The sequence below is a fragment of the Streptomyces sp. NPDC031111 genome (genome assembly GCF_055570675.1).
The window spans coordinates 143,744-163,547 of record NZ_JBVIGS010000004.1; the positions used below are offsets into that span (position 1 = coordinate 143,744).

Genomic DNA, 19,804 nt, shown 5'->3' on the forward strand with positions numbered 1-19,804 from the left:
TGCGGAAACGTAGTCAGGTACGGGCGGTCAGAGTTAGAGTAACCGAACGATCGGTCGGGACAAGGGGGTCCGCCGCATCTGTGGACAACCCCGTGCGGGAGGATCGCGCACATGACAGCACTCGACCTCAGCAGTCCCGTGGCCGTGGTCGGCACCGGCACCATGGGCCAGGGAATCGCCCAGGTCGCGCTGGTCGCGGGCCATCCCGTGCGGTTGTACGACGCCGCCCCCGGCCGGGCCCGTGAGGCGGCCGACGCGATCGGCGCCCGGCTCGACCGGCTGGTGGAGAAGGAGCGCCTCACCGCCGACGAGCGGGACGCGGCGCGCGCCCGGCTGCGACCCGCCGACGAGCTCACCGGGCTGGCCGACTGCGCGCTGGTCGTCGAGGCCGTCCTGGAGCGCCTCGACGTCAAGCAGGAGCTGTTCCGCGCGCTGGAGGACATCGTCTCCGACGACTGTCTGCTCGCCACCAACACCTCCTCCCTGTCGGTCACCGCGATCGGCGGCGCCCTGCGCGTGCCCGGCCGCTTCGTGGGCCTGCACTTCTTCAACCCCGCGCCGCTGCTGCCGCTCGTCGAGGTCGTCTCCGGCTTCGCCACCGAAGTCACCTGCGCCACGCGCGCGTACGAGACGGCCCGCGCCTGGGGCAAGACGCCGGTCGCCTGTGCCGACACCCCCGGCTTCATCGTCAACCGCGTCGCCCGGCCCTTCTACGCCGAGGCCTTCGCGGTGTACGAGTCCCAGGGCGCCGACCCGGCCACCATCGACGCGGTCCTGCGCGAGTCCGGGGGTTTCCGGATGGGCGCCTTCGAGCTGACTGACCTGATCGGGCAGGACGTCAACGAGGCCGTCACCCACTCGGTGTGGCAGTCCTTGTTCCAGGACGTGCGCTTCACCCCCTCGCTCGTCCAGCGCCGGCTGGTCGAGTCGGGCCGCCTGGGCCGCAAGACCGGCCAGGGCTGGTACGACCACCGGGACGGTGCCGAGCGCCCCGAGCCGCACACCGCCGAGCCCGCCGGGCCGCCCGCGTACGTGGTCGCCGAGGGCGATCTGGGGCCCGCCTCGGAGCTGCTCGCGCTGATCCGCGAGGCGGGCATCGAGGTGCGCGAGGAGGACGAGGACAACGGCACCCGTCTGGTGCTGCCCGGCGGCGGACAGCTGGTGCTCGCCGACGGCCAGACCTCCGTCGAGTTCCGCGACGTCGTGTATTTCGACCTCGCCCTCGACTACCGCAAGGCCACGCGCGTCGCGCTGTCCCACGCGCGGAACACCTCCCCGGTGACCGTCGCCGAGGCCACCGGGCTGTTCCAGGCGCTCGGCAAGAAGGTCAGCGTCATCGGGGACGTGCCCGGAATGATCGTCGCGCGGACGGTGGCCCGGATCATCGACCTCGCGGTCGACGCCGTCGCCAAGGGCGTGGCCACCGAGGACGACATCGACACGGCGATGCGCCTGGGCGTGAACTACCCGCTGGGGCCGCTGGAGTGGAGCCGGCGGTTGGGCGGCGGGTGGGCCTGCTCCGTGCTGGACAACCTGCACCAGTGCGATCCGTCCGGCCGCTACGCCCCGTCCCTCGCCCTGTACCGCCACGCCTACGCCTCCGACAAGCGGGAGGACACCCCATGACCACCGCCAGGCGCGACACGTACACCCCGGAGACGCTGCTGTCCGTCGCCGTCCAGGTGTTCAACGAGCGCGGCTACGACGGCACCTCCATGGAGCACCTCTCCAAGGCCGCCGGCATCTCCAAGTCGTCGATCTACCACCACGTGGCCGGCAAGGAGGAACTGCTGCGCCGCGCGGTGAGCCGGGCGCTGGACGGGCTCTTCGGCATCCTCGACGAGGAGCCCGCGCGCGTGGGGCGCGCCGCCGAGCGCCTGGAGTACGTCGTACGGCGCATGGTCGAGGTGCTGATGGCCGAGCTGCCGTACGTGACGCTGCTGCTGCGGGTGCGCGGCAACACGGACACCGAGCGGTGGGCGCTGGAGCGGCGGCGGGAGTTCGACCACCGGGTGGCCGAGCTGCTCAAGGCCGCGGCCGCCGACGGGGACGTGCGCGGCGACATAGAGGTGCGGCTGGTGACCCGGCTGGTCTTCGGCATGATCAACTCGATAGTCGAGTGGTACCGGCCGGACGGGCGCGGCATGAGCGAGGGCGAGGTCGCCGACGCCGTGGCGCAGCTGGCCTTCGGGGGACTGCGCAAGGCGTCCTGAGAGCGGCCCCGGCCGCCGTCGGGCCGGGCACGCTCACCCCTGTGGTTCCAGGTCCTCCTCCTCGAAGACCAGCAGCGTGCGCGTGCTCAGCACCTCGGGGATCGCCTGGAGCCGGGTGAGCACCAACTCGCGCAGTGCCCGGTTGTCGGGCGTGTGCACCAGCAGCAGGACGTCGAAGTCCCCGCCCACCAGCGCGATGTGCGAGGCACCCGGGAGCTGTCTGAGCTGCTCGCGGACCGTGCGCCAGGTGTTCTGGACGATCTTCAGGGTGATGTAGGCGGACGTCCCGTGACCGGCCCGCTCGTGGTCGACGCGGGCCCCGAAGCCGCGGATGACGCCGTCCTCGACCAGCCGGTTGATGCGCGCGTAGGCGTTCGCGCGGGAGACGTGGACCCGTTCGGCGACCGAGCGTATGGACGCGCGGCCGTCCGACTGGAGCATGCGCAGGATGTCCTGGTCGATGGCGTCCAGGGGCCGCGCGGGCGGAAGCGGCCCGGTCTCCTCCTGGCCCTCGGCCATTTGTTCAGATGCCACCCGCCCCCACCTTCCCGCCGTGGACGTCCTGCATCCATCTCAGGTTGTGGAGAACCGTTTGTCCACAGCCTGGTGCCACCCGTAGCCAAAATGTGCCGGCGACCGAACAATCGGTTGGTGAGGCGCGTCACAGACGCCGCGCCTCCGACATCCCACGAGGAGGTGCCGTCATGACGGTCATGGAGCAGCGGGGGGCCTACCGGCCGACCCCGCCGCCCGCCTGGCAGCCCCGTACCGACCCCGCGCCGCTGCTGCCGGACGCGGAGCCGTACCGCGTCCTCGGCACCGAGGCGGCCGCCGAGGCCGACCCGGGCCTGCTGCGCCGCCTGTACGCGGAGCTGGTGAAGGGCCGCCGCTACAACGCGCAGGCCACCGCCCTCACCAAGCAGGGCCGTCTCGCGGTCTACCCCTCCAGCACCGGCCAGGAGGCCTGCGAGGTCGCCGCCGCGCTCGTCCTCGAGGAGCGCGACTGGCTCTTCCCGAGCTACCGCGACACCCTCGCCGTCGTCGCCCGCGGCGTGGACCCCGTGGAGGCCCTCACCCTGCTGCGCGGCGACTGGCACACCGGCTACGACCCCCACGAGCACCGCGTGGCCCCGCTGAGCACCCCCCTGGCCACCCAGCTGCCGCACGCCGTCGGTCTCGCGCACGCCGCCCGCCTCAAGGGCGACGACGTGGTGGCCCTCGCCATGGTCGGCGACGGCGGCACCAGCGAGGGCGACTTCCACGAGGCGCTGAACTTCGCCGCCGTCTGGCAGGCCCCGGTCGTCTTCCTCGTCCAGAACAACGGCTTCGCGATCTCCGTACCGCTCGCCAAGCAGACCGCGGCGCCGTCGCTGGCCCACAAGGCCGTCGGCTACGGCATGCCCGGCCGCCTGGTCGACGGCAACGACGCCGCCGCCGTCCACGAGGTCCTCGCCGACGCCGTACGGCACGCCCGCGCGGGCGGCGGGCCGACCCTGGTCGAGGCGATCACGTACCGCGTGGAGGCGCACACCAACGCCGACGACGCGACCCGCTACCGCGGTGACGCCGAGGTCGAGACCTGGAAGCGGCACGACCCCATCACCCTGCTGGAGCAGGAGCTGACCGCGCGCGGTGCGCTCGACGAGGCCGCCGTGGAAACCGCCCGCCAGGACGCCGAGGCCATGGCCGCGGACCTGCGTGCCCGCATGAACCAGGACCCGGCGCTCGACCCCATGGACCTCTTCGCCCACGTCTACGCCGAGCCCACCCCCCAGCTGCTGGAGCAGCGGGAGCAGCTGCGCGCCGAGCTGGCGGCCGAGGCCGAGCCGGAAGGGGCGCAGCGATGACCACCGTCGCCGTCAAGCCGGCCACCATGGCGCAGGCCCTCACCCGCGCGCTGCGCGACGCGATGGCCGCCGACCCGTCCGTGCACGTCATGGGCGAGGACGTCGGCACCCTCGGCGGTGTCTTCCGGGTCACCGACGGACTCGCCAAGGAGTTCGGGGAGGACCGCTGCACCGACACGCCGCTGGCCGAGGCGGGCATCCTCGGCACGGCCGTGGGCATGGCCATGTACGGGCTGCGCCCGGTCGTGGAGATGCAGTTCGACGCGTTCGCCTACCCGGCGTTCGAGCAGCTCGTCTCGCACGTCGCGAAGATGCGCAACCGCACGCGCGGGAAGATGCCCCTGCCGCTCACCATCCGTGTCCCCTACGGCGGCGGCATCGGCGGGGTCGAGCACCACAGCGACTCCTCCGAGGCGTACTACATGGCGACTCCGGGGCTCCATGTCGTCATGCCCGCGACCGTCGCCGACGCCTACGGGCTGCTGCGCGCCGCCATCGCCTCCGACGACCCGGTCGTCCTCCTGGAACCCAAGCGGCTCTACTGGTCCAAGGACACCTGGAACCCGGACGAGCCGACGGCCGTTGAACCGATAGGCCGTGCGGTGGTGCGGCGCTCAGGGCGGAGCGCCACGCTCATCACGTACGGGCCGTCGCTGCCCGTCTGCATGGAGGCGGCCGAGGCGGCCCGGGCCGAGGGCTGGGACCTCGAAGTCGTCGATCTGCGCTCCCTGGTGCCGTTCGACGACGAGACGGTGTGCGCCTCGGTACGGCGGACGGGACGCGCGGTCGTCGTCCACGAGTCGGGTGGCTACGGCGGCCCGGGCGGGGAGATCGCGGCCCGGGTCACGGAGCGCTGCTTCCACCACCTGGAGGCGCCGGTGCTGCGTGTGGCCGGGTTCGACCTGCCGTATCCGCCGCCGATGCTGGAGCGCCACCACCTGCCCGGAGTGGACCGGATCCTGGACGCCGTGGGGCGTCTTCAGTGGGAGGCCGAGAGCTGATGGCACAGGTGCTGGAGTTCAAGCTGCCCGACCTCGGTGAGGGGCTCACCGAGGCGGAGATCGTGCGCTGGCTGGTCGAGGTCGGCGACGTCGTCGCCGTGGACCAGCCGGTCGTCGAGGTCGAGACGGCCAAGGCGATGGTGGACGTGCCCTGCCCCTACGGCGGTGTGGTCACGGCCCGCTTCGGCGCGGAGGGGACGGAACTGCCCGTCGGCGCTCCGCTGCTGACGGTGGCGGTGGGCGAGCCCGCCGAGCACCGCCCGGCCGGGGGCGCGAGCCCGGACGGCGCCGAGGCCCAGGACGCCGAGGGCTCCGGCAACGTGCTGGTCGGCTACGGCACCTCCGAGGCACCGGCCCGGCGCCGCCGGGTCCGTCCGCCGGAGCCCGCGCCGGCGACACCCGCCGCACCCGCGGCGACCCCCACGGCGAACGGGCGGCCCCGGACCGCCGAGCCGGCCGCGGCGGGGGCCCGCACCCCGGGCGCGGCGGACGGTCCCGTCCCCGTGATCTCGCCCCTGGTGCGCAGGCTGGCCCGGCAGCACGGCCTGGACCTGCGGGAGATGACCGGTTCCGGCCCCGACGGACTGATCCTGCGCGCGGACGTGGAGTACGCGCTGCGCGCCGCCGGCACCCGGACCCCCACGGACACGACGGCCGGCGAACCGCGCCCGCGGGCCGCCGGGGACACCGCGCCGGCAGCGGCCGCGGCCACCCCGGGTGTCACCCGGGTCCCGCTCAAGGGCATCCGGGGCGCCGTCGCCGACAAGCTCTCCCGCAGCCGCACGGAGATCCCGGACGCGACCTGCTGGGTGGACGCCGACGCGACCGAACTGATGCGGACCCGGGCGGCGATGAACGCGGCCGGTGGCCCGAAGATCTCGGTCCTCGCCCTGCTGGCCCGGATCTGCACCGCCGCCCTGGCCCGCTTCCCCGAGCTCAACTCCTCGGTGGACACCGAGGCCAGGGAGATCGTCCAGTACGCCGACGTGCACCTCGGCTTCGCCGCGCAGACCGACCGGGGCCTGGTCGTCCCCGTCGTCCGGGACGCGCACGCGCGGGACGCGGAATCGCTCACGGCGGAGTTCGCCCGGCTGACCGAGGCGGCCCGGACGGGCACGCTGACGCCCGCCGAACTCACGGGCGGCACCTTCACGCTGAACAACTACGGCGTCTTCGGCGTCGACGGCTCCACCCCGATCGTCAACCACCCCGAGGCCGCCATGCTCGGCGTCGGCCGCATCGTCCCCAAGCCGTGGGTGCACGAGGGCGAGCTGGCGGTACGGCAGGTCGTGCAGCTGTCGCTCACCTTCGACCACCGGGTCTGCGACGGCGGCACCGCAGGGGGCTTCCTGCGGTACGTGGCGGACTGCGTCGAACAACCGGCGGTGCTGCTGCGGACGCTGTGAGTCCGCTCCGCGCTCCACCGGGTCCCCCCGCCCGTGCGTGCCCCCCGCGTTCCGTCCGGTCGCGGGGGGCACGCATACTCGGAGGGTGACCGAGCATCAGCCACCCCATGGTCCCCTGGGTGGGGCCTCCGGTGGCTCCGACACCGCGTACGACGCCGTCGTGCTCGCCGGTGGCGCCGCCCGGCGGCTCGGTGGCGCGGACAAGCCCGGGGTGCGCGTGGGCGGGCGGGCGCTGCTCGACCGGGTGCTCAGCGCCTGCGCCGGAGCCCGCACCACGGTGGTCGTCGCCGACCCCCGCCCCACCGCACGACCCGTGATCTGGGCCCGCGAGGAACCCCCGGGCGGCGGCCCGCTGGCCGCGCTCGCCGCCGGACTGAGACACACCACGGCCGACCATGTCCTCCTGCTCTCCGCCGATCTGCCGTTCCTCGCCCCCCGCACGGTGCGGGGACTGTTGGCGCCCCTGCGCCGGGGCACCGCCGACGGCGTGCTGCTGACCGACTCCGACGGCCGTGACCAGCCGCTGGTCGCCGCGTACCGGACCGGGTCCCTGCGCCGCGAACTGGCCGTCCTCACCGACCGGCACGGCGAACTGGCCGGGCTGCCCCTGCGCCGGCTGACCGGCTCGCTCGACCTCACCCGCATCTCCGACCCGGTGGCGTCCTTCGACTGCGACACCTGGGACGACATCGCCACCGCCAGGGCACGCATCAGGGAGCATGGACACGTGTTGGATGAATGGATCTCCGCAGTCAAGGACGAACTGGGCATCGACCTGGACGTCGACACCGGCGTGCTGCTCGATCTCGCCCGCGACGCAGCCCACGGCGTGGCCAGGCCGGCCGCGCCGCTGACCACCTTCCTCGTCGGCTACGCCGCGGCCCGGGCGGGAGGCGACCGGGAGGCCGTCGCCGAGGCGGCCCGCAAGGCCGCCGCGCTGGCGCTGCGCTGGGCCGACGAGGACACCACCGGCCCCGCGTCCTCCGAGGCCGAGACCGGTGACGCGGCCCCCGACGCCACCCCCGACACCCGCCCGGACGCCGGATGACACCGCGCGCCACCCGGGCCGACGAGAACGCCGACGACCTCGACGTCGAGGAGGCGCTCGCCCTCGTGAAGGAACACCCCGGCGGCACCACGGGCACCCCCCGCCACCCGCACCACCACGCCACCGACTGGACGGACGCCCGCGCCGTCGCCGCACGCGCCCCCCGTCACGGCGGTGGCAGCCGCACCGGCCATCTGACCCCGGTGGCCGTCCCCCTCGCCTCCGCGCTGGGTCTCACCCTGGCCGCCCCCCTCACCGCCCTCACCGATCTGCCCTCCTTCGACACCTCCGCGATGGACGGCTGGGCGGTCTCCGGTCCGGGCCCCTGGGCCGTCCGGGACGAGGGCGTCCTCGCCGGGCACACGGAGCACGCGCCGCTCAGTGACGGCGAGGCCGTCCGTATCGCCACCGGTGCCCGCATCCCCCCGGACACCACCGCCGTACTCCGCAGCGAGCACGGCCGCACCGACGACATGGGCCGGCTGCACGTCACGGCCGCCACCCGGCCGCCGCACACCGTCACCCACGGCCAGGACATCCGGCCCCGCGGCCAGGAGTGCCGCAGCGGCGACCAGTTGCTGCCCGTGGGCACCCTGATCACCCCGCCCGTCCTGGGCATGGCCGCCGCCGCCGGATACGACACGCTCACCGCGGTCCCCCGCCCGCGTGCCGACGTCTTCGTCCTCGGCGACGAGCTGCTCGGCGAGGGACTGCCGCACGACGGGCTGATCCGGGACGCGCTCGGCCCGCTGCTGCCGCCCTGGCTGCGCGCGCTCGGCGCGGAGGTCACCGCCGTACGCCGGATCGGCGACACCGAGCAGGCGCTGTACGAGGCGATCACGGAATCCGACGCCGATGTCGTCATCACCACCGGAGGCACCGCAGCCGGCCCGGTCGACCATGTGCACCCCGCGCTCCGCCGCATCGGCGCCGAACTCCTCGTGGACGGCGTCAAGGTGCGCCCCGGCCACCCCATGCTGCTGGCCCGCACCAAGGAGAACCAGCACCTCGTCGGGCTGCCCGGCAACCCCCTCGCCGCCGTCTCCGGCCTGCTCACCCTCGCCGAGCCACTGCTGCGCACCCTCGCCGCCCGTCCCGCCCCCGAGTCCTACTCACTGCCGCTGCGGGACGCCGTGCAGGGACACCCGTACGACACACGGCTGATCCCCGTGGCCCTGCGGGGCGACCGGGCGCTGCCGCTGCTCTACAACGGCCCGGCCATGCTGCGCGGCATCGCGGCGGCCGACGCGCTCGCCGTCGTACCCCCCGGCGGAGCACGGCCCGGCCGGGAGACGGAACTGCTCGACCTGCCCTGGGCGTCCGGGGGAATCGGGGTGTGTTTCACGTGAAACTTCCGGGCCAGGACGCCATCGCTCGCCAGGCGGACGAACATCTGGTGACCCATCGGGTGAAACTCCCGAGGAAGATGGTGGAGCATCCGATCCGCCAGGTCGCCAAACGACTGTCGATGGCTCTCGTGGTGCTGGTGGTGACGGCGTTGATCGTGTACGCCGACCGCGGGGGCTACAACGACAACGCCGACGGCCCCATCGATCTCCTCGACGCCTTCTACTACGCGACCGTCACCCTCTCCACCACCGGGTACGGCGACATCACGCCGGTGAGTGACGGCGCCCGCCTCACCAACATCTTCGTCATCACGCCGTTGCGCGTGCTGTTCCTGATCATTCTGGTCGGTACCACCCTCGAAGCCCTCACCGAACGCACCCGGGAGGAGTGGCGACTGACTCGCTGGAGGTCCACGTTGCGCGATCACACCGTCGTCGTCGGTTTCGGCACCAAGGGCCGGTCCGCGATCAAGACCGTCTGTGCGACCGGGCTCAGGAAGGAGCAGGTCGTGGTCATCGACCCCAGTGCGAAGGCGATCGACGCGGCCACGGCGGACGGTTACGCGGGTGTCATAGGGGACGCCACCCGCAGCGAGGTGCTGAAGCGGGCCGAGGTGCAGCGGGCGCGGCAGATCATCATCGCCACGCAGCGCGACGACACGGCCGTGCTGGTGACGCTGACGGCACGGCAGCTCAACCGGGGCGCGAAGATCGTGGCCGCGGTGCGCGAGGAGGAGAACGCCCCGCTGCTGAAGCAGTCGGGTGCCGACGCGGTCATCACCAGCGCCAGCGCGGCCGGGCGGCTGCTCGGGCTCTCCGTGCTCAGCCCGTCCGCCGGCATGGTGATGGAGGACCTCATCCAGCAGGGCTCCGGTCTCGACATCGTCGAGCGGCCGGTCATAAAGGCCGAGGTGGGCAAGACGCCCCGGGAGCTCGGCGATCTGGTGGTGAGCGTCGTCCGCGGGCACCGGCTGCTCGGCTACGACGATCAGCACGTCGGGACGCTGGAGCTGACGGACCGGCTGATCACGATCGTGCGGGCGACGCCGGCCACACAGATCGCGCCCGACATCCGCCCGCTCCCCCGGAACCAATGACCCGGAACCGCCGGGCTACTTCCGGTTGTACAGCCGCATCGTGATGGGCCCGAACACCGCCAGGAGCAGACCGGCCCAGCCCAGCGTCCATGCGATCTCGCCGCCCGGCCAGTCGCCGGCCATCAGCCCGCGCACCGCGGACGCGAGATGGGTGATGGGGCTGTTGTTGACGAACGCCTGAAGCCAGCCCGGCATGGTCTTCGGGTCGACGAAGACATTGGACAGGAAGGTGAGCGGGAAGATCACCATCATGCTGACGCTCATGACCGACTTCTCGGTGCGCAGCATGAGCCCGAACATCGTCCAGATCCAGGAGAAGGCGAACGAGAACACCAGCAGCAGCGCGATCCCCGCGACGACCCCTCCGACCCCGCCGTCCGGCCGGTAGCCGAGGACGAGGCCCACGGTGAGCATGACGACGGACGCGATGGTGTAGCGCAGCGCGTCGCCCAGCAGATAGCCGACCATCGCCGACGGCCGCCAGATCGGCAGCGAGCGGAAGCGGTCGAAGACGCCCTTCTCGATGTCGATGTTCACCGAGACCCCGGTGTACATCGTGATCATCACGACCGACATCACGAGGATGCCGGGCAGGACGAACTGGATGTAGTCACTGGGCGAACCCGCCAGCGCACCGCCGAAGAGGTACGTGAACATCAGCAGGTTCATGATCGGGAAGGCGGTGACGTCGAAGAGCTGCTCGGGCACGTGCTTGATCTTGAGGATCGCGCGCCAGCCGAACGTCAGGGAGGTGGACAGGGAGCTGGGGCGCGGCGGCCGCTCCTTCGCCACGAGCAGCGCGGCCAGCGACTCGGTGCTGACCGGGGCGAGTTCCTTGCTCTCGGTGCTTGTGGCCGTGCTCATGCCGCCACCTCGTCCTTCGTCTCGGGGCCGGTGCCCTGACCCGTGTCGTGCCCGGTCAGCGCCAGGAAGACCTCGTCGAGGCTGGGCTGACCCAGGGAGAAGTTGTCGACCGTGATGCCGGCGCGGGCCAGTTCCCCGAGGGCGCGTGCGGCCTGGTCGGCCGCGGTGTCGCTCGCCGCCACGCCGAGGCGCGCGGTCAGCGCGACCGGATCGGGCTCCAGCTGCACTTCGGCGGTCAGCAGGTCCCGCAGCACCCGCACCGCCCCGTCGCGCTGCTCCGGGTCCCGCAGCCGCAGATGGACGGATCCGGCGCCGACGGACGCCTTCAGCTCGCCCTTGGTGCCCTCGGCGATCACCTTGCCGCGGTCGATGACGGCGATCCGGGACGCCAGCTGGTCGGCCTCGTCCAGGTACTGCGTGGTCAGCAGCACGGTCGTGCCCTGGGCGACGACCGCGCGCACGATGTCCCACACCTGGTTGCGGCTGCGCGGGTCCAGGCCGGTGGTCGGCTCGTCGAGGAAGAGCAGGTCGGGTGTGTTGAGGATGGAGGCGGCGATGTCGATGCGGCGCCGCATGCCCCCGGAGTAGTGCTTGACCTGCTTCCCGGCCGCCTCCGTGAGGCCGAAGGCCTCCAGCAGCTGGGCGGCGCGGGTCCGGGCGGCGGGCTTGTGGTGGCCGAGCAGCCGGCCCAGCAGGACCAGGTTCTCGGTGCCGGTCAGGTCCTCGTCCACGGACGCGTACTGGCCGGTGAGGCTCACCCGGCCGCGCACCTCGTCGGCCTCGCGCACGATGTCGTGACCGAAGACATGGGCTTCACCGCCGTCGGGCCGCAGGAGGGTGGCGAGCATCTTCACGGTGGTGGTCTTGCCGGCGCCGTTCGGTCCGAGGACTCCGTAGACGGTGCCGGTCGGCACGGCGAGATCGACTCCGTCGACGGCCCGCGTCTCACCGAAGGTCTTGACCAGGCCGGCGGTCTCGATCGCCAGGTCGGACGTCTGCGTGCTCATGCTTCGGGTCCTTCCGCGTGCTTGGGCTACGCATGGACAGACCTTTACCGTCGCGCAAACTCATCGCTCGCGCACACGGGTTTCCGGAGAACCGTTCCTACGACCGAGGGCGGGCCGCCCCCCGACCTAGGACGGATGACGGGGCCGGCCGCGCCCCAGGAGTACCGTCCCCCTCATGTATGCGATCACGATTCCCGAACCCGGTGGGCCCGAGGCGCTGGTGTGGGACGAGGTCCCCGACCCCGTGGCCGGTCCCGGCGAGGTCCTGGTCGAGGTGGTGGCCGGTGCCGTCAACCGGGCCGACATCCTCCAGCGGCAGGGCTTCTACAACCCGCCGCCCGGCGCCTCCCCCTACCCCGGTCTCGAATGCTCCGGCAGGATCGCCGCGCTCGGCGACGGGGTGAGCGGATGGGCCGTCGGCGACGAGGTCTGCGCGCTGCTCGCCGGCGGCGGCTACGCCGAGAGGGTCGCCGTCCCCGTCGGTCAGCTGCTGCCGGTCCCGGAGGGGCTCACCGTCGACCGGGCCGCGGCGCTCCCGGAGGTCGTCTGCACCGTCTGGTCCAACGTGTTCATGGTCGCCCATCTGCGCCCCGGCGAGACCCTCCTGGTGCACGGGGGCTCCAGCGGCATCGGCACGATGGCGATCCAGCTCGCCAAGGCCGTCGGCGCGAGGGTCGCCGTCACCGCGGGCACCCCGGAGAAGCTGGAGCGGTGCGCCGAGCTCGGCGCGGACATCCTGATCAACTACCGCGAGCAGGACTTCGTCGCCGAGCTGAAGCGGGCCACCGACGGCCACGGCGCCGACGTCGTCCTGGACAACATGGGCGCCAAGTACCTCGACCGCAACGTCCAGGCCCTCGCCGTCAACGGCCGGCTCGCCATCATCGGCATGCAGGGTGGCGTCAAGGGCGAGCTGAACATCGGGGCCCTCCTAGCCAAGCGGGCCGCGATCAGCGCGACCTCGCTGCGGGCCCGGCCCTTGGAGGAGAAGGCGGCGATCGTGGCGGCCGTACGGGAACACGTCTGGCCGCTCGTCGCGGCCGGCCACGTCCGTCCCGTCGTCGACCGCGAGATCCCGATGCCGGACGCGGCCGCCGCCCACCGGGTCGTGGAGGACAGCGGCCACATCGGCAAGGTCCTGCTGATCAGTCCGGCCTGACACCGGGACGGGTCAGTTCCCGGGCTGCCAGGGCGGGGTCTGGCCCCACTTCCAGACCGGTACGTCCGCCGCGTCCACCGGGGGCGGGTTCTCGCCCGAGTACAGCACCGCCATGCGGGTGCCCCACTCGATGTAGTAGAGGAAGACGGCGCGGAACTCGGGGTCGGCCGGCAGGCCGACCTCGTCCATCGTGTCCTGGAGGAGCTCCACCCAGCGGCGGCGCTGCCGCTCGGTGATGTGGCGGCCCAGGTGCTGGGTGGCCATGTGCGGGTGGCCGCCGCGGCCGGAGGTGTACGCCTTGGGACCGCCGAAGACCTCCCCGAGCCACTTCGCCACGTGCCGCGGGTGCTCGCCGTCCATGCCGGCGAAGACCGGCGCGAGGACGGGGTCCTTGAGGACATGGCCGTAGAAGACGTCGGTGAGGCGGTTCAGGGCCTCGCTGCCGCCCGCCCACTCGTACAGGGTGGGCGTGCCGGGGCTGTCGGGGGCGTGCTTGGCGTCCGTCACGGGCGCCGCTCCTGTCCCGCCGCCTTGCCGGTGCCGGTGACGTCGGTGGTGAGGTAGTGCTGCATCTCCTCGATCGACGACACGTAGGGCCGGATCGCGGCGAAGAACGCGGGGAAGTGCTCGCCCCGGCGGAAGCCCTGGAGGTGGTCCTCGACGGACGTCCAGCGGATCCGCAGGATGTACCGCTCGGCCTCCTCCTGGCAGTGGGACAGCTCGTAGTCGATGCACTCCGGTGACGCGGCGAGCGACTCGGCGGCCTTGGTGTACGCGCTCTCGAAGGCCTTCTGGTCGTCTAACGCGATCCGGTAACGGATGTACTCGACGGTCGTGGACATGCTGTGAATCTCCCTGTCGTCGGGTCTGCGCAACAAGCTTGCCCGGTTTGTCGTGGCCTGTCAGGCGGACCCGGCAGCCGTCCGAAACCTCCCGGCGGACGGCTGCCACCGTGTCCCCCCGGTCAGCCCATCGACCGGTACCGGTGGATCAGCGAGATCGCCATCGCGCCCTCCCCGACCCCGGACGCGACCCGCTTCACCGAGTGCGCCCGCACGTCACCCGCCGCGAAGACGCCGGGCACGCTGGTCTCGAGGGGGTAGGGCGCCCGTTCCAGGGGCCATTCCGTCGGCAGCTCACCGCCGTTGGTGACCAGGTCGGAGCCGGTGAGGACGAAGCCGTGGTCGTCGCGCTCGACGACGCCGTCCAGCCAGTCCGTGTGCGGCCGGGCGCCGATGAACGTGAACATGAAGCGGCAGGGCACCTCGGTGTCCTCACCGGTCCCGGCGTCGTGCAGCACGGCCCGTTCCAGATGCTCGCCGCCCCTCAGCTCCTTCACCGTCGTCCGTGCCCGCACCTCGATGTTGGGCGTCGTGCCGATCTCGTCGACCAGGTACTGCGACATGGCCGCGGACAGCGACTCCGCGCGGACCAGGATCGTCACCTGCTGGGCGTACTTGGCGAAGTGCACGGCCGCCTGGCCCGCCGAGTTGGCGCCGCCGACGATGAACACGTGCTGCGAGATGCACGCCGAGCTCTCGGTCGTGGCGGCGCCGTAGTACAGCCCCGCGCCCTCGAACCGTTCGGCGCCCGGCGCCTGGAGCCGGTTGTAGGAGACGCCGGTGGAGAGCAGCACGGACTCGGCGCTGATCTCCGTGCCGTCGAGCAGGGTGAGGATCTTCGCCGGGTCGGCCCGGGTCAGCCCGACCACCTCGACGGGGTGCAGGAGTTCCGCGCCGAACCGCTGGGCCTGGATGGTCGCCCGCCGGGTGAGGTCGCCGCCGGACAGCCCGGACGGGAAGCCCAGGTAGTTCTCGATCAGCGAGGAGGTGCCCGCCTGGCCGCCGGGCGACCGGGAGTCCACCAGCAGGGTGCTCAGCCCCTCGGACGCGGAGTACACGCCCGCGGCGAGCCCGGCCGGCCCGGCGCCCACGATCACGCACTCGTAGTGCGGCCGGGAGGCGGTGGTGGTCAGCCCCAGGTGCCGGGCGAGTTCGGCGTCGGTCGGCGCGGACAGCAGGGTGCCGTCCGGGAACCGCACCAGCGGCAGCACGGCACCGGGCCGCTCGGCCAGCAGTCCGAGGGCCTCCGGGTCGCGCTCGATGTTGAGGAACTTGAAGGGCTGCCCGTTGCGGGTGAAGAAGTCGCGCACCGCGTGGGTGCCCGGCGACACCAGATGGCCGGCGACCAGGATGCCGTCGTAGGCCGGGCGGTACGCGGCCAGCCAGTCCGACAGCAGGTCGTCCAGGACCGGGAAGAGCCGCTCGTGCGGCGGGTCCCAGGGCTTCATCAGGTAGTAGTCGAGACGCACCTGGTTGATCGCGGTGATCGCCGCCTCGGTCTCCGCGTACGCCGTGAGCAGCACCCGGCGGGCGTCCGGGAAGCGGCTGACCGCCTCCAGCAGGAACTCCACCCCCGTGACCTCCGGCATCCGCTGGTCGACGAGGAACAGCGCCGGGTCGTGGCCCCGCTCGTCCAGCGAGTCGAGGATCTTCAGGGCGTCGGCGGCGGAGGAGGCGCCGAGGATGCGGTAGCGGTCGCCGTAGGCGGCGCGCAGGTCGCGGCGGACGGCCCGCAGCACCTGGGGGTCGTCGTCGACGGCGAGGATCACCGGTTTGCGGCCCTCGTCCGGGGCGCCGCGGCTGTGCTCGGGGGCGCCGCGGCCGTGTTCGGCGGGGTTCGCCGCGGAGTGCCGGGTCCGGGTGGACCGGGCGGCTCCGGTTCCGTCGGCGGTCATGGTCACACCGGGGCGGTGGCCGGCGCTGCCGTTGTTTCCCCTGTTCATGCCAGCTCCCTCATGAATCGGTCCACTCAGCACCGGGCCCACGACGCGCCGGGCTCGTGCGAGGCGGCGGTCGGACGGACTGAGGCCCGCGGGTGCGGGGTGATGAGGCGGTTCTCGGAGGAGTCGCAGCGGCCGACGTGTCCGCAATCGAGGCACATCCCCGGGCGGACCCGGACGTGAACCGGCGCCCGCCGTCCCGCGCGGCCCAGGACGCGGGCCGGTACGGGACGGGCGGCTTCCGGACGCGTGCACCTGGAGGTCATCGCGGTTCCTTCGGATCGGGGGATGGGTGGGGGGAGGACGATCGGGGACAGGACGATTCGTTTGCGGGTGGGACGGGTGCGACAACATCAACGCTGCCCCGCCGCCATTCGGCGGGCCCGTGAAGTCATGAATTCCCGTCGCTACTACCTGAGGTCGGGTCCCTACTTCCTGAGGTCCGCACCCGACTCCCTGAAGTCCGGGCCGCCTTCACGCCGACACCTCACGAAGTCGGGACGCCTCGCTTGGACGCCGGGCCGCGCTCCTCCAGGGTGGGACGAGCCACCAACGGCAGCCCGGGAGGGGATCCATGAGCCGGAAAATTCTGGTCATCGTCTCCGAACACGGATATTGGGCCGAGGAACTCATCGGACCCGTGTCCACGTTCGACGCACAGGGATATGAGGTCGTATTCGCGACCCCCACCGGAAAGCGGGCGCACGCCCTTCCGCCGAGCCTCGACGAGAACTACGTCGACCCGCCGCTCGGCCGCAGTGTCACCACCGCCGAGAACGCCCGGCTGGGCCGGGAGTTCGACGAGGGCGGCCGGCTCGACAAGGCCGTCGACATCTCGGCCTGGGTCCCGGAACGCCCGTACACCAGCAGCGGCACCTATCTGCGCGAGCTGGAGCAGTACCACCGGGACCTCGACCGGCTCGCCGAGGACATCGAGGAGTACGACGCGATCCTGATCGTCGGCGGCAGCGGTCCCATCGCGGACCTCGCCAACAACGAGCGGGTGCACGCCCTGATCCTGGCCTTCAAGGAGGCGGGCAAGGTCGTCGCGGCCGAGTGCTACGGCGTGGCCTGCCTCGCCTTCGCCCGCGACTGGGGCGACCGGCGGTCGATCATCTGGGGCAAGCACGTCACCGGTCACTGCAAGGAGTACGACTACAAGGACGGCACCGGGTTCCTCGGCACCGACTTCAACATGGGCCCGCCGCCGTACCCGCTGGAGTACATCCTGCGTGACGCGACCGGCCCCGACGGCGCCTACCACGGCAATTTCGGCCACCCGCTCTCGGTCATCGTCGACTTCCCGTTCGTCACGGGCCGTTCGACCCCGGACTCCTATCTCACGGGGCAGAAGATCGTGGAGGTCCTGGAAAACGGTCTCACCCGATACGGCTGGTAATCCGGAGGACATTCATGTCGGTTCAGCCGGGCAAGACCAAAATCATCGAACAGTTCAAGGCGGACGGCCTGGACATCATGTTCGGAAATCCCGGGACGGTGGAACAGGGATTTCTCGACGCGGCCGACAACGCCGACGACTTCCGCTATGTTCTCGCCCTCCAGGAAACGGTGGCGGCGGGAATCGCCGACGGATACGCCCGGGCCACGGGCGGCGCCGCGCTGCTCCAGCTGCACTCCGGGGTCGGGCTCGGCAACGGCATCGGGATGCTCTACCAGTCGATGCGCGGGCACACCCCGCTCGTCGCGGTCGCCGGTGACGCCGGGGTCCGGTACGACGCCATGGACGCCCAGATGGCGGCCGACCTCGTCGCGATGGCCCGCCCCGTCACCAAGTACGCCACCCGCGTCACCGATCCCGCCTCGTTGCTGCGCACGGTCCGCCGGGCGGTGAAGATCGCGCTGACGCCGCCGCGCGGCCCGGTCTTCGTGGCGCTGCCGATGGACGTCCTGGACGCGCCCAACCACGAGCCCGTCCTGCCCACGGTCGTCCCGCGCACCGACGGTCCGCCCGCCGAGGCGGCCGTCGGCGAGGCGGCCGCGCTGCTCGCCGCCGCCCGCCGCCCGCTGATCCTGGCCGGGGACGGCGTCAGCCTCGCCGGGGCGCAGGCCGAACTCACCGCCGTCGCCGAACTGCTCGGCGCCGACGTGTGGGACGTCGACTTCTCCGAGGTCACCATGGCGGCCTCGCACCCGCTGCACCGCGGGGCGACCGGCCACATGTTCGGCGGGCACAGCAGGGAGCTGGTCGAGGACGCGGACGTGGTCCTGATCGTGGGCACCTACGCGTTCCCGGAGGTGTTCCCCGAGCTGGCGAGCCCCTTCGCGGCCGGCGCCAAGGTCGTCCACATCGACCTCAACGCCTACGAGATCGCCAAGAACCACCCGGTCGACCTCGGCATCGTCGCCGACCCGCGGGAGGCCCTGCGCTCCCTCGCCGCCGTCCTGGACCGGCGGCTGCCCGAGAGCCGGCGCGCGGCCGCCGCCGCGCGGCTGGCCGAGCGGACGGCCGAACGCGACCGCCGGCGGTCCGCGTTCACCGCCGGCGCCCACGACGGCACCCCCGCCGAGGCCTTCCTGCACGCGCTGGCCGGCGAGACCGGCGGCGACCTGATCGTCTTCGACGAGGCCCTGACCAGCTCCCCGCTGGTGACCTCCTACCTCCCGCCGGACCGTCCCGGCGACTACCACCTGACCCGCGGCGGCTCCCTCGGCGTGGGGATCCCCGGCGCGGTCGGCGCCAAGCTGGCGCACCCGGACCGCACGGTCGTCGGGTTCACCGGCGACGGCGGCTCCATGTACACCTTCCAGGCGCTGTGGACGGCCGCCCGGTACGGCATCGCCGCGAAGTTCGTGGTCTGCAACAACCACAAGTACCGGCTGCTCGACGACAACATCGCGCAGTACTGGAGGGAGCGGGACATCCCGGAGCACCCCTTCCCGCGCTCCTTCGACCTCGCCCGGCCGGAGATCGACTTCGCCGGTCTCGCCCGCTCCCTCGGGGCCGACGGCGTCCGCGTGGAGAAGCCCGGACAGGCCGCCGACGCGGTGCGGCGGATGCTCGGCCACCCCGGCCCGTTCCTGGTCGACCTCCAGATCTGACCCACCCACCCCCTGATCCGTAAGGAGGCCTGCGCGCATGCCGCAGCAGCTGACCGAGGACGCCATCCGTACGTTCGCCGCAGACTGGTACGCGGCGCTGGACGAGCACATCCCGCTCGCCGAGGTGCTGCCCTTCCTCACCGGGGACATGGAACTGAAGGTCCCGGAGGACACCTTCACCGGGCACGACGGCTTCGCCCGCTGGTACGACGCCGTGACCCACCGCTTCTTCGACGAGGTGCACACGGTCACCAAGGTCGAGCCGGTGATCGAGGGCGACCGGGCGGTCGTCCGGGTGCTCGTCAACTGGCAGGCGAAGATCTGGGACGCGCCGGCCGCGAAGAGCGAGTGGCTGGGCTTCGACGCCGACCAGACGTGGACGGTCGTGGCCGGGGAGAACGGCCCGCAGATCAAGACGTACGTCGTCAACGCCCTGGACCCGATGCCGGGTTCGGCGGGCCTCTGAGACCGGGGAGGCGACGACGATGGCGATGGTGACACGGGAACAGGTCGAGGCCGCCTACCGGGCCCTCGGCTCCGGCGACCGCGCCCGGATCCTGGAGCACTACAGCGAGGACCTGCGCTGGCTGGTCCCGGGCAACCACCCGCTGGCCGGCTGGTACGAGTCGCTGGACGCGTTCCTGGACCTGATGGCCCGCACCGGCAAGCTCACCGGCGGCACGTTCCGCATGGAGCGCGAGGTGGTCCTCGTCGGCGAGGACTGCTCGGCCGACGTGTGCCGCAACACCGGGCTGCGCGCCGGGGCGCCAGAGGACAGCACGTCCCCGTACGAGCGGATGGACTACCCGGTCTTCCACTTCCTGCGCTGGCGCGACGGCCGCGTGGTCGAGGGCCACGACGGCCTGTTCGGCGACGACGCCACGGCCTTCAGCCAGTTCTGGGCGCCGTTCGGCCCCGGCGGCCTGCGCACCACCGACTGACCCCGCAAGCGGTAGCGAGACGACAGGAGG

The 19,804-nt window shown here is 72.4% G+C and carries 19 protein-coding genes; 13 read left to right on the forward strand and 6 right to left on the reverse strand.

The window, feature by feature from the left end; all coding sequences use genetic code 11:
- Positions 1-111 precede the first annotated feature (111 nt).
- Together ACZ470_RS10975 and ACZ470_RS10980 are read left to right on the forward strand one after the other, a co-directional pair.
- Entirely contained in the window at positions 112-1,626 is a 1,515-nt protein-coding gene (locus tag ACZ470_RS10975) for a 3-hydroxyacyl-CoA dehydrogenase (protein ID WP_468426527.1), read from the forward strand.
- Positions 1,623-2,213, forward strand: coding sequence for a TetR/AcrR family transcriptional regulator (locus ACZ470_RS10980; protein ID WP_468426529.1), 591 nt, complete (start codon positions 1,623-1,625; stop codon positions 2,211-2,213). Before ACZ470_RS10975 ends, ACZ470_RS10980 begins: the two co-directional genes overlap by 4 nt.
- A gap of 33 nt (positions 2,214-2,246) precedes the next feature.
- Here ACZ470_RS10980 and ACZ470_RS10985 read toward each other — a convergent pair whose 3' ends face one another.
- Positions 2,247-2,732 carry an Lrp/AsnC family transcriptional regulator gene (locus ACZ470_RS10985; RefSeq protein WP_468426895.1) on the reverse strand — a complete coding sequence of 162 codons (486 nt, stop codon included), beginning with the start codon at positions 2,730-2,732 and terminating at the stop codon, positions 2,247-2,249.
- 185 nt (positions 2,733-2,917) lie between these two features.
- On the opposite strand from ACZ470_RS10985, the gene pdhA reads away from it, so the two are divergent.
- The 6 genes from pdhA to ACZ470_RS11015 all read left to right on the forward strand — a co-directional run bounded on the left by pdhA (position 2,918) and on the right by ACZ470_RS11015 (position 9,961).
- A complete protein-coding gene (pdhA, locus tag ACZ470_RS10990) occupies positions 2,918-4,060 on the forward strand; it encodes a pyruvate dehydrogenase (acetyl-transferring) E1 component subunit alpha (RefSeq protein WP_468426531.1) in 1,143 nt (380 codons plus the stop codon).
- Positions 4,057-5,061: an alpha-ketoacid dehydrogenase subunit beta gene (locus ACZ470_RS10995; RefSeq protein ID WP_468426532.1), complete on the forward strand. Its 1,005-nt coding sequence runs from the start codon at positions 4,057-4,059 to the stop codon at positions 5,059-5,061. Before pdhA ends, ACZ470_RS10995 begins: the two co-directional genes overlap by 4 nt.
- Positions 5,061-6,467, forward strand: a complete 1,407-nt coding sequence (locus ACZ470_RS11000; protein WP_468426533.1) for a dihydrolipoamide acetyltransferase family protein — start codon at positions 5,061-5,063, stop codon at positions 6,465-6,467. Before ACZ470_RS10995 ends, ACZ470_RS11000 begins: the two co-directional genes overlap by 1 nt.
- Before the next feature lie 85 nt (positions 6,468-6,552).
- Positions 6,553-7,515 (forward strand): NTP transferase domain-containing protein, encoded by a 963-nt coding sequence (locus tag ACZ470_RS11005; RefSeq protein WP_468426534.1) that lies wholly within the window; start codon positions 6,553-6,555, stop codon positions 7,513-7,515.
- A complete protein-coding gene (locus tag ACZ470_RS11010; RefSeq protein WP_468426535.1) occupies positions 7,512-8,864 on the forward strand; it encodes a molybdopterin molybdotransferase MoeA in 1,353 nt (450 codons plus the stop codon). The genes ACZ470_RS11005 and ACZ470_RS11010 overlap by 4 nt, the downstream gene beginning before the upstream one ends.
- Positions 8,861-9,961 (forward strand): potassium channel family protein, encoded by a 1,101-nt coding sequence (locus tag ACZ470_RS11015; RefSeq protein ID WP_468426537.1) that lies wholly within the window; start codon positions 8,861-8,863, stop codon positions 9,959-9,961. The genes ACZ470_RS11010 and ACZ470_RS11015 overlap by 4 nt, the downstream gene beginning before the upstream one ends.
- Before the next feature lie 15 nt (positions 9,962-9,976).
- Here the strand turns inward: ACZ470_RS11015 and ACZ470_RS11020 are convergent, their stop codons facing one another.
- Both ACZ470_RS11020 and ACZ470_RS11025 read right to left on the reverse strand, forming a co-directional pair.
- Positions 9,977-10,825 carry an ABC transporter permease gene (locus ACZ470_RS11020; protein WP_468426539.1) on the reverse strand — a complete coding sequence of 283 codons (849 nt, stop codon included), beginning with the start codon at positions 10,823-10,825 and terminating at the stop codon, positions 9,977-9,979.
- Positions 10,822-11,832, reverse strand: a complete 1,011-nt coding sequence (locus ACZ470_RS11025) for an ATP-binding cassette domain-containing protein (protein WP_468426541.1) — start codon at positions 11,830-11,832, stop codon at positions 10,822-10,824. The genes ACZ470_RS11020 and ACZ470_RS11025 overlap by 4 nt, the downstream gene beginning before the upstream one ends.
- Before the next feature lie 175 nt (positions 11,833-12,007).
- Between ACZ470_RS11025 and ACZ470_RS11030 the strand changes: the two genes are divergently transcribed.
- Positions 12,008-12,991: an NAD(P)H-quinone oxidoreductase gene (locus ACZ470_RS11030; RefSeq protein ID WP_468426543.1), complete on the forward strand. Its 984-nt coding sequence runs from the start codon at positions 12,008-12,010 to the stop codon at positions 12,989-12,991.
- Between the two features lie 12 nt (positions 12,992-13,003).
- On the opposite strand, the gene ACZ470_RS11035 is transcribed toward ACZ470_RS11030, so the two are convergent.
- From ACZ470_RS11035 to ACZ470_RS11045, 3 genes are all read right to left on the reverse strand, one after another.
- On the reverse strand, positions 13,004-13,498 hold the full coding sequence (locus ACZ470_RS11035; RefSeq protein ID WP_468426545.1) for a group II truncated hemoglobin: 495 nt from the start codon (positions 13,496-13,498) through the stop codon (positions 13,004-13,006).
- Entirely contained in the window at positions 13,495-13,833 is a 339-nt protein-coding gene (locus tag ACZ470_RS11040; RefSeq protein ID WP_468426546.1) for a putative quinol monooxygenase, read from the reverse strand. The genes ACZ470_RS11035 and ACZ470_RS11040 overlap by 4 nt, the downstream gene beginning before the upstream one ends.
- Positions 13,834-13,955: 122 nt before the next feature.
- On the reverse strand, positions 13,956-15,776 hold the full coding sequence (locus ACZ470_RS11045) for an FAD-dependent oxidoreductase (protein WP_468426548.1): 1,821 nt from the start codon (positions 15,774-15,776) through the stop codon (positions 13,956-13,958).
- Positions 15,777-16,347: 571 nt separating this feature from the next.
- Here ACZ470_RS11045 and ACZ470_RS11050 point away from each other — a divergent pair.
- Genes ACZ470_RS11050 through ACZ470_RS11065 form a run of 4 tightly spaced genes read left to right on the forward strand, consistent with a single transcriptional unit; the run spans position 16,348 to position 19,774 of the window.
- Complete coding sequence (locus ACZ470_RS11050) at positions 16,348-17,172, forward strand: type 1 glutamine amidotransferase domain-containing protein (RefSeq protein WP_468426550.1); 825 nt, start codon at positions 16,348-16,350, stop codon at positions 17,170-17,172.
- A gap of 14 nt (positions 17,173-17,186) precedes the next feature.
- Positions 17,187-18,833 carry a thiamine pyrophosphate-binding protein gene (locus ACZ470_RS11055; RefSeq protein ID WP_468426552.1) on the forward strand — a complete coding sequence of 549 codons (1,647 nt, stop codon included), beginning with the start codon at positions 17,187-17,189 and terminating at the stop codon, positions 18,831-18,833.
- Positions 18,834-18,870: 37 nt separating this feature from the next.
- The gene (locus tag ACZ470_RS11060; RefSeq protein WP_468426554.1) at positions 18,871-19,299 is read left to right on the forward strand and encodes a nuclear transport factor 2 family protein; all 429 of its coding nucleotides are present in this window, start codon (positions 18,871-18,873) and stop codon (positions 19,297-19,299) included.
- A 19-nt stretch (positions 19,300-19,318) separates the two neighbouring features.
- Positions 19,319-19,774, forward strand: a complete 456-nt coding sequence (locus tag ACZ470_RS11065; RefSeq protein WP_468426556.1) for a nuclear transport factor 2 family protein — start codon at positions 19,319-19,321, stop codon at positions 19,772-19,774.
- Positions 19,775-19,804: the final 30 nt, after the last annotated feature.